This is a genomic window from Mycobacterium sp. (genome assembly GCF_050700595.1).
Taxonomy (GTDB): domain Bacteria; phylum Actinomycetota; class Actinomycetes; order Mycobacteriales; family Mycobacteriaceae; genus Mycobacterium.
On the sequence record NZ_JBOHHI010000087.1, the window covers coordinates 1 to 6,059 of the forward strand.

Consider the following 6,059-nt stretch of genomic DNA (forward strand, 5'->3'; position numbering starts at 1 on the left):
GGTATCCCGTACGCGGCGCCGCCGGTGGGGCCGCTGCGCTGGCAGCCGCCGCGGCCGGCGCCGCGGTGGCCGGGCATGTTGGACGCCACCAAACCGGGGCCGCAATGCATTCAGGAAGCCGGACACGACCCTAAGACCGGCAAGCCGACCAGCGAGAACTGCCTGACGCTCAACATATGGACGCCCGCCGGTCCCAAGACCACCGAAAAGCTCCCGGTGATGGTGTGGATTCACGGCGGCGGCTTCGTCAACGGCAGCGGCGACATCTACCACGCGCGGTCTTTGGCGGCCAAGGGCCGCATCATTGTCGTCACGATCAACTACCGGCTGGGTGCGCTGGGGTTCCTCGCCCATCCCTCGCTCGGGTCGAGTGTCGGCAACTACGGGTTGGCCGATCAGCAGGCCGCGCTGCGCTGGGTCCGCGACAACATCGCGGCATTCGGCGGCGATTCCACCAAGGTGACGATCGTCGGTGAGTCCGCCGGCGGCATGTCGGTGTGCGATCACCTGGTGGCACCGGCATCGGCGGGGCTGTTCCGCGCGGCGATCATTCAGAGCGCGCCGTGTCAGGCCGTGGCCGACCTGGCGACGGCCCAGCGTATCAGCGGGGCTTATGCGGTATCGGCGGGTTGCCCCGATCCGGCCGCCGCCCAATGCCTGCGGGCGCTGCCGGCCACGGAACTGGCCCGCCCGCCGTGGTACTCCCGCATCGGTGACTCCGACGCCCTGAGCGGTCCGGTCAGCGGCACACCGGTATTGCCGGGCGGTGCGGTTCCGGCGATCGCCAGCGGCCACGCCGCCCGGGTGCCGGTGTTGATCGGCACCAATCACGACGAGTTCACGATGTTCGCGGCGCTGCGGTATCTGCGGTCCGACCGGGGTGTCACCCCCGCCGAATATCCACGCGTGCTGGCCGACATCTTTGGTGCCGATGGTCCCGCCGTGCTGGCGCACTACCCACCCGACCGCTACGGCGGGGACGCGTCGCTGGCCTACTCCGCAGCGGCCACCGATGGCGTCTTCGCCTGCGTTGCCGACCGGATGGCGTTGGCGCTGAGCCGCAGCGCACCGGTCTATGCCTACGAGTTCGACGATCCGCATGCGCCGGCTCCGGATTCGTTGCGGCATGCGCCATTTCCGGTCGGCGCCAGCCATTCACTGGAGCTGCGGTATCTGTTCAATGTTGGCGGCGCCCCGCCGCTCGATCCCGCCCAGCAGACGCTGTCGGACCAGATGATCGCTTACTGGAGCCAGTTCGTGACCAGCGGCGCGCCGAAGGCTGCCGGCCAACCCGCCTGGCCGGCGACGGGCGGCGAGCACGCGCCGTGGATGTCGCTTCGCCCCGACGGCAGCAGGATTACGACCACCTTCGAGGAGTCACACCAATGCCCGTTCTGGACAACGTTGAAGGGCAAGTCGTGAGCTTGTAGGCCGCGCCGAGAATGACATTCGCGCGCAAAAGTGCGCGTGGGTTCCGCGCTAACGTCGATTTCGGCGCGAGCGGAGGCGCGTCACCGCACCGGCGTGACGCAGGTGGTGATGTCGGAGTGCACGACCTCCGTGCCGCTGCGGTCGGTGACGCTGACCGGCACCACCAGCTCGACGCCGTCGGCGATCTCGGCGAAGTCCGGCGGCTCCAGCCGCGCCACCGCCCGCAATGACGTGGTGGCCTTTTCCAGGTACTGCACGCACTCGGTCTTTCCGGAGCCTAACGGCTCCTAGCGGTGGCTGCGCGGCACGGTGGCCTCCATCAGCATGCCCATCGCGACCTCGGCGGCGTTGCAGGCCGCGATCGCGTGCACGGTATGCAAGTGGTTGTAGACGAAGAACCACTTGGGCACCCGCACCTCGGCCAGGCCCGGCTGCATGCGCACCACGTGCGGCAGCACCGAGGCGAAGTACGGGACGCGCGTCATCGCCGTCGCCGAGAACAGCCGGGTGCCACCCGGTCGGCCCGACAGCCGCTGCCAGGCCGCATAGGTACTGGTAGGGCGGGTCATGCCGAGCCACCTTACTCTGGAGTAAGGACCGCGTGTGCCGGCTCGTGGCGTCGAGGGACCGGAATTTGGCCGATGTCACGATCTGGGGCATACTGTTCAGGTTGCCTTGCGCCGGGTTAGCGCCTGGCCGGGCATACGACCGGCGCCCAAACGGGCGCGTCCGGTCCCATCCTTGGAGCGCGACGAATTTCGGTCGCGGACCAGGCTGCGTTTGGGCGACACACCCGACCGCGGGGGCCGGTGGACCACGACAGGTAAACAGCGGCGCAACAACGGGCGCGACGCCACGTAGGCCGAGCGCAGCGGACAGACGCGGAACACCGGGTCGAGACATTGACGAGTGAGGTAGGGACAGCGTGGCGGGACAGAAGATCCGCATCAGGCTCAAGGCCTACGACCACGAGGCCATTGACGCCTCGGCGCGCAAGATCGTCGAGACGGTCGTCCGGACCGGCGCCAGCGTGGTGGGACCGGTGCCGCTGCCGACCGAGAAGAACGTGTACTGCGTCATCCGCTCTCCGCACAAGTACAAGGACTCGCGGGAGCACTTCGAAATGCGCACGCATAAGCGGTTGATCGACATCCTCGATCCGACGCCCAAGACCGTTGATGCTTTGATGCGCATTGATCTGCCGGCCAGCGTCGACGTCAACATCCAGTAGGAGTCTCAATGGCGAGAAAGGGCATTCTCGGCACCAAGCTGGGCATGACGCAGGTGTTCGACGAAAACAACCGAGTTGTCCCGGTCACGGTGGTCAAGGCCGGCCCCAACGTGGTGACCCGGATCCGCACACCGGAGCGTGACGGCTACAGCGCGGTGCAGCTGGCCTACGGCGAGATCAGTCCCCGCAAGGTGAACAAGCCGCTGACCGGTCAGTACTCGGCCGTCGGCGTCAACCCGCGCCGGCATCTGGCCGAGCTGCGTCTCGACGACCTGGAGGCGGCCGCGGAGTACGAAGTCGGCCAAGAGCTGACGGCCGAGATCTTCTCTGCGGGAAGCTACGTCGACGTGACCGGTACCTCGAAGGGCAAAGGCTTCGCCGGTACCATGAAACGGCACGGTTTTCACGGGCAGGGTGCCAGCCACGGCGCTCAGGCGGTGCATCGCCGGCCGGGTTCCATCGGCGGTTGCGCCACTCCGTCGCGGGTGTTCAAGGGCACCCGGATGGCCGGCCGGATGGGCAACGACCGGGTGACCACGCAGAACCTTATGGTGCACAAGGTCGATGCCGAAAACGGCGTGCTGTTGATCAAGGGCGCTATCCCTGGCCGCACCGGGGGGCTCGTTATGGTGCGCAGCGCGATCAAACGAGGTGAGAAGTAATGGCAGCCGTCAAGATTGACGTCAAAACGCCGGCCGGCAAGACCGAGGGCTCCATCGAGCTGCCGGCCGAGCTGTTCGACGTTCCGGCGAATATCGCGCTGATGCACCAGGTGGTTACCGCGCAGCTGGCGGCAGCCCGCCAGGGCACACACTCGACCAAGACCCGCGGCGAGGCGCGTGGCGGCGGCCGGAAACCGTACCGGCAGAAGGGCACCGGTCGTGCCCGGCAGGGCTCGGTGCGTGCACCGCAATTCAACGGTGGTGGCGTCGTGCACGGCCCCAAGCCGCGCGACTACAGCCAGCGCACCCCGAAGAAGATGATCGTCGCCGCGCTGCGCGGGGCGTTGTCCGACCGGACGCGCAACGGCCGTATCCACGCGATCACCGAGCTGGTGTCGGGCCAGACTCCGTCGACCAAGAGTGCCAAGGCTTTTCTGAAGACACTGACCGACCGCAAGCAGGTGCTGGTGGTGATCGGACGCAGCGATGAGACCGGCGCCAAAAGCGTGCGCAACCTGCCCGGTGTGCACGTGCTGGCTCCCGACCAGCTCAACACCTACGACGTGTTGCGCGCCGACGATGTGGTGTTTTCGGTCGAGGCACTGGGCGCCTACATCGCCGCCGCCACTAAGACCGCCGAGGAGGTTTCGGCCTGATGGCGACTGTCACTGATCCCCGCGACATCATCTTGGCGCCGGTCATCTCGGAGAAGTCCTACGCGTTGATCGACGACAACGTCTACACATTCCTGGTGCACCCCGACTCGAACAAGACGCAGATCAAGATCGCGATCGAGAAGATCTTTTCGGTCAAGGTGGCCGCGGTGAACACCGCGAACCGACAGGGCAAGCGCAAGCGCACCAGGACCGGATACGGCAAGCGAAAGAACACCAAACGCGCCATTGTCACGCTGGCGCCGGGCAGCAAGCCGATCGACCTGTTCGGGGCACCGGCGTAGCCGAGGATAGAGAGACTCAACAGACATGGGAATTCGAAAGTACAAGCCGACGACTCCGGGCCGTCGCGGCGCCAGCGTCTCCGACTTCGCCGAGATCACCCGCTCTACTCCGGAGAAGTCGTTGGTGCGTCCGCGGCACGGTCGCGGTGGACGCAACGCGCACGGCCGGATCACCACCCGCCACAAGGGTGGCGGACACAAGCGCGCCTATCGAGTGATCGACTTCCGCCGCAACGACAAGGACGGCGTCGACGCGAAGGTCGCGCATATCGAGTATGACCCGAACCGCACCGCCAACATCGCGCTGCTGCATTACTTGGACGGCGAGAAGCGCTACATCATCGCGCCGCAGGGACTTTCACAGGGCGATGTGGTGGAGTCGGGCCCCAACGCCGACATCAAGCCGGGCAATAACCTGCCGATGCGGAACATCCCGGCCGGCACCTTGATCCACGCGGTGGAGCTGCGGCCGGGTGGCGGTGCCAAGCTGGCCCGCTCGGCCGGGTCGAGCATCCAGTTGCTCGGCAAGGAGGGCAGTTACGCGTCGCTGCGGATGCCCAGCGGTGAGATCCGCCGCATCGACGTGCGCTGCCGCGCCACCGTCGGTGAGGTGGGGAACGCCGAGCAGTCGAACATCAGCTGGGGCAAGGCCGGCCGGATGCGCTGGAAGGGCAAGCGCCCGACGGTGCGTGGTGTCGTGATGAACCCGGTCGACCACCCGCACGGTGGCGGCGAGGGCAAGACCTCCGGTGGTCGCCACCCGGTCTCACCGTGGGGCAAGCCCGAGGGCCGCACTCGCAAGCGCAAGTCCAGCGACGCGCTGATCGTCCGCCGCCGCCGCACCGGCAAGAAGCGCTGAGCGTAAGAAACTCAGCGGAAGAAGGAGAGCCAAGCGATGCCTCGCAGCCTGAAGAAGGGCCCGTTCGTGGACGGCCACCTGATGAAGAAGGTGGACGGCCAGAACGAGAAGGGCACGCACAGCGTCATCAAGACCTGGTCGCGTCGCTCGATGATCGTGCCGGCCATGATCGGCCACACGATCGCCGTGCACGACGGCCGCAAGCATGTGCCGGTGTTCGTCACCGACTCGATGGTGGGTCACAAGCTGGGGGAGTTCGCCCCGACACGTACCTACCGGGGCCACGTCAGGGACGACCGGAAGGCCCGCCGCCGCTGAGGCGGACCGGCGGCCAACCACCGATGAGTTGAGAGAGAACCAAACGATGAGCGTTATGGAGCGAAGGCGGGTCAGTGCCCGTCGCGAGAGCCTGCTGGGTGACCAGCCCGGGGCTTTCGCGACCGTGCGCTTCGTCCGGATCACCCCGATGAAGGCGCGCCGTGTCGTCGACATGGTGCGCGGCCTGGGGGTCGACGACGCGCTGGGCCTGCTGAAGTTCGCACCGCAGGCGGCCAGCGAGACGATCTACAAGGTTCTCGAGAGCGCGGTCGCGAACGCCGAGACCACCGAGGGACTCGACCGCAACGGGCTGCTCGTCACCAAGGCGATGGTCGACGAGGGTCCGACGATGAAGCGGTGGCGTCCGCGAGCCCAGGGTCGGGCCTCCCGGATCAACAAGCGGACCAGTCACATCACCTTGGTGGTCCAGCCCGCAGTCGAGGACGACAAGCCGGCCACATCGTCCAAGACAGCGACCAAGACAGCGACCAAGACAGCGACCAAGACCACGACCAAGAAGGGACGGAAGGCCTGATGGGGCAGAAGATCAACCCGAACGGTTTCCGCCTCGGCATCTCCACGGACCACAAGAGCCGCTGG

The 6,059-nt window shown here is 66.9% G+C and carries 8 protein-coding genes and 1 pseudogene; 8 read left to right on the forward strand and 1 reads right to left on the reverse strand.

From position 1 onward, the window contains the following. A partial coding sequence (locus ACRDTL_RS08875) for a carboxylesterase/lipase family protein (RefSeq protein WP_431506340.1) occupies nucleotides 1-1,422 on the forward strand: 1,422 nt, incomplete at its 5' end. Nucleotides 1,423-1,511: 89 nt separating this feature from the next. On the opposite strand, the pseudogene ACRDTL_RS08880 reads toward ACRDTL_RS08875, so the two are convergent. After that, nucleotides 1,512-2,000, reverse strand: a pseudogene (locus ACRDTL_RS08880) (hotdog fold domain-containing protein). Between the two features lie 356 nt (nucleotides 2,001-2,356). Between ACRDTL_RS08880 and rpsJ the strand changes: the two are divergent. Genes rpsJ through rplV form a run of 7 tightly spaced genes read left to right on the forward strand, consistent with a single transcriptional unit; the run spans nucleotide 2,357 to nucleotide 5,994 of the window. Then, a complete protein-coding gene (gene rpsJ / locus ACRDTL_RS08885) occupies nucleotides 2,357-2,662 on the forward strand; it encodes a 30S ribosomal protein S10 (protein WP_003873519.1) in 306 nt (101 codons plus the stop codon). An 8-nt stretch (nucleotides 2,663-2,670) separates the two neighbouring features. Continuing rightward, a complete protein-coding gene (gene rplC, locus ACRDTL_RS08890) occupies nucleotides 2,671-3,324 on the forward strand; it encodes a 50S ribosomal protein L3 (RefSeq protein ID WP_431506341.1) in 654 nt (217 codons plus the stop codon). Then, nucleotides 3,324-3,980 (forward strand): 50S ribosomal protein L4, encoded by a 657-nt coding sequence (gene rplD, locus ACRDTL_RS08895; RefSeq protein ID WP_431506342.1) that lies wholly within the window; start codon nucleotides 3,324-3,326, stop codon nucleotides 3,978-3,980. The genes rplC and rplD overlap by 1 nt, the downstream gene beginning before the upstream one ends. Next, nucleotides 3,980-4,282: a 50S ribosomal protein L23 gene (rplW, locus tag ACRDTL_RS08900; protein WP_431506343.1), complete on the forward strand. Its 303-nt coding sequence runs from the start codon at nucleotides 3,980-3,982 to the stop codon at nucleotides 4,280-4,282. Before rplD ends, rplW begins: the two co-directional genes overlap by 1 nt. Nucleotides 4,283-4,307: 25 nt before the next feature. Further along, nucleotides 4,308-5,141, forward strand: a complete 834-nt coding sequence (gene rplB, locus ACRDTL_RS08905) for a 50S ribosomal protein L2 (protein WP_431506344.1) — start codon at nucleotides 4,308-4,310, stop codon at nucleotides 5,139-5,141. A 36-nt stretch (nucleotides 5,142-5,177) separates the two neighbouring features. Then, nucleotides 5,178-5,459: a 30S ribosomal protein S19 gene (rpsS, locus tag ACRDTL_RS08910; RefSeq protein ID WP_431506345.1), complete on the forward strand. Its 282-nt coding sequence runs from the start codon at nucleotides 5,178-5,180 to the stop codon at nucleotides 5,457-5,459. Nucleotides 5,460-5,514: 55 nt separating this feature from the next. Continuing rightward, nucleotides 5,515-5,994 carry a 50S ribosomal protein L22 gene (gene rplV, locus ACRDTL_RS08915; RefSeq protein WP_431506346.1) on the forward strand — a complete coding sequence of 160 codons (480 nt, stop codon included), beginning with the start codon at nucleotides 5,515-5,517 and terminating at the stop codon, nucleotides 5,992-5,994. The last annotated feature ends 65 nt before the right edge of the window (nucleotides 5,995-6,059 follow it).